The following is a 3,186-nucleotide window of genomic DNA, read 5'->3' as shown; positions in this document are numbered from 1 at the left end:
TTACTTTATTAAATTTTACTACCCAGAATTTAAGAAATGAATTTCCGTCTTACATGGTTAAACCTAATTTTAAGTCAGTTATTTCCGTCTTAAATTCAAAATTTTATTTTAAGACGGCGAGAGGCATCTTATGATTGAAAGGACAGGAAAATATATTAAGCAAATGGGAGGATATAGGGCATATATAGTAAAACCCTTGCCTCCTGAACCACCCATTAAATATGATGGTGAACTTAGAGTTTTGCTTTCAGAAGCAGATAGGTCTCTGGCAAGACTTGATGGTATTACAACTGTTCTTCCTAATCCTGAACTGTTTGTTGGAATGTATGTTAAAAAAGAGGCACTTCTAAGTTCTCAAATAGAGGGAACTCGGGCATCCCTTGAAGGAATATTAAAATTTGAGGCAAACCTTACTCCCTCTGAAGATATAAATGAAATAAAAGAGGTAGTAAATTATATAAAAGCCTTGAATTATGGTATGAATAGGCTTAGGGATTTTCCTATGTCTATTAGACTTATTAAAGAGATACATAAAATTTTAATTGAAGGTACAAGAGGAACTCATAAAACACCTGGAGAATTTAGAAAGACTCAGAATTGGATAGGACCATCTGGTGCTTCTTTGAATGAGGCAATATTTGTGCCACCTCCTCCTGATAAGGTAATGGATTTAATGTCTGAGATTGAGAAATTTATTTATAAAAAGAATGATATACCTCCTTTACCCAAAATAGCTCTTATCCATGCTCAATTTGAGACAATACATCCTTTCCTTGATGGAAATGGAAGGATAGGAAGATTGCTCATTACCTTTTATTTATACTGGAAAGGAATACTTACTCGTCCATTGTTGTATTTAAGTTTTTATTTTAAGAAACATCGTTCTGATTACTATGATTGGCTAATGAAAGTAAGGTTAAATGGAGATTGGGAAGGATGGTTGAAATTTTTTCTTAAAGGAGTATGTGAAATCTCGCAAGAGGCAGTAAATATTGCAAGAACGATAATTAAACTAAAAGAAAATTTGATAACGAGACTTTACGAGAACTCCATCTCAAGTATTCATGCCATAAAACTAATAGATTTACTTTTCGAGAATCCACTAACTGAGGTTAGAGATATTAGTGAAAGACTTAATATCCATAAAGATACAGTAAATGATTTGATGAAGAAATTTGAAAAAATTGGTATTTTAAAAGAAATAACAGGAAAGAAGAGATACAAAAAATATATTTTCTCTGATTATGTGGATATCATAAAAAAAGGAACAGAACTATGAAAACAAATAAAAAATATGGAAAACCTGCCCGTCCTTTTGAAATACAAAATATTGGAAATTATGAAACAGTTTACTGGCAGGAAAAACAGGATGAATCCCGTAGGATGCATATCCAACGGGATGAATATCTTACATTTATGCTCAAATTGTATCAATCTCAACTTCTATCTAATTTTAAATACATTCACGGAAGAAAAGGAGATAGAGCCGTTCATATTGGACCATTGAATGCTCCAGTATCTACAGAAGAGATTGAAAAAGTTGTTATTGAATGTAAAGAAAATAATTTTAACAAATTAGATGTATTAGGCTGGGAATGGAGTTATGAAGTTAATGAACTTACAAAAAGTTCAGCAAAGAAAAAAGGAGTTGATTTAAAGCTTATTCAAATACCATCTTTAAATGAGATAAAATCTGCTCTTGTAGGTTTTGATCTGAATCTATTTAAAATCCCTGAACAGGTTGTAGAAAAAGCACTTTTACCTCATATAAAATTCTCAGAAGTTGCATATTTAGAAATTGAAGAAACAACTGCAAAAAATGAGATTACTTTAAAAATAACAGATTTTCAAATTCCACCAACACCAGAGTTGGCTGAGATAGCAAGTAAAATCAAAGATTCAAGAGAGCTTATAGATTATTGGGCAATTGATTGGGATTATAAAGGAGATACATTCCACAACCAATGGCAGAGTTTTAGAATAAAGAAAAATCCAAAAGTAGATTATGTTGCAAGACATAAATTTGAAAAACAAGGAGAATATCAATTAATGGTAAAGGTTGTTGATGTGTTTGGGAATGATACGAATAAGGTGATGAAAGTGAAGCTATGAATAAAGTTATAAAACTGACTTACAGTAGTCTGGTTGATAGAATTGCACAGATTCTTGTACAGGCAAGAAATAATGTAGTCAGACAGATAAATCGGACTCAAGTTTTGGCATACTGGGAAATTGGTCGTGAGATTGTAGAGTTTGAGCAGAAAGGCAAGGCACGAGCGGAGTATGGTGAGAACTTACTTATGAAACTTTCAGCAGACATGACTGCCAAATTTGGAAGAGGTTTTTCAGCAGAGAATCTAAGACTGATGCGGAAGTTTTACATTACCTTTAGAAAATCCAAGACACTGTCTTGGAAATCTGATAGTGAGAAATGCCAGACACTGTCTGTTAAATCCGAAAAACAGCAGACACTGTCTGTCAAATTTGAACCTATGCTTTCATGGTCTCATTACTGTGAACTTTTGAGAGTAGAAGAGTCCCTTGCCCGTTCATTTTATGAACAAGAATCAATTCAAAATAATTGGTCAGTTCGTGAGTTGAAAAGACAGATTAACTCAATGTTATTTGAGCGATTGGCACTCAGCAAAGATGTCAAAGCTGTGATGAGAATGGCAGAGAAAGGGCAGATAATTGAAAAACCAGAAGATGCAATAAAAGACCCTTATATTCTGGAATTCTTGAATCTTAGAGAAGAAACAACATATACTGAAAGTCAACTGGAACAGTCAATTATTGATAAGTTGCAATATTTTCTTCTTGAATTGGGTAAGGGATTTAGTTTTGTGGCTCGCCAGAAAAGGATTACTATTGCAAACCGTCATTATCATATTGACTTGGTTTTTTATAATCGTATCTTAAAATGTTTCGTTTTAATTGATTTGAAAATTGGTGAACTTGACCATTCTGATATTGGACAAATGAATTTTTATTTGAATTATTTTAAGGAAAACGAGAAAGCAGAGGAAGAAAATGATCCTATTGGTCTTATCCTTTGTGCTAAAAAGGATGATATTTTTGCAAAGTATGTTTTGGGTGGATTAAGCAATAAGATATTTGCATCAAAATATAAATTAGCATTGCCTTCGGAGCAAGAATTGAGGTCAAAGTTAAAATCAATTCCTTTGG

3 protein-coding genes are annotated in these 3,186 nt (G+C 32.6%); all 3 read left to right on the top strand.

Annotated elements, in window-relative coordinates:
• The first annotated feature begins 130 nt into the window (after positions 1-130).
• Positions 131-1,279, top strand: coding sequence for a Fic family protein (locus U9R23_04530; GenBank protein ID MEA3475689.1), 1,149 nt, complete (start codon positions 131-133; stop codon positions 1,277-1,279).
• A complete protein-coding gene (locus U9R23_04525; GenBank protein ID MEA3475688.1) occupies positions 1,276-2,112 on the top strand; it encodes a hypothetical protein in 837 nt (278 codons plus the stop codon). The genes U9R23_04530 and U9R23_04525 overlap by 4 nt, the downstream gene beginning before the upstream one ends.
• The coding region (locus U9R23_04520; protein ID MEA3475687.1) for a PDDEXK nuclease domain-containing protein at positions 2,109-3,186 on the top strand (1,078 nt) is incomplete at its 3' end. The genes U9R23_04525 and U9R23_04520, both read left to right, overlap by 4 nt.

The organism is Candidatus Cloacimonadota bacterium (assembly GCA_034722995.1).
Lineage (GTDB): Bacteria > Cloacimonadota > Cloacimonadia > JGIOTU-2 > JGIOTU-2 > JAGMCF01.
This window is presented reverse-complemented; position numbering and strand designations above follow the sequence as displayed.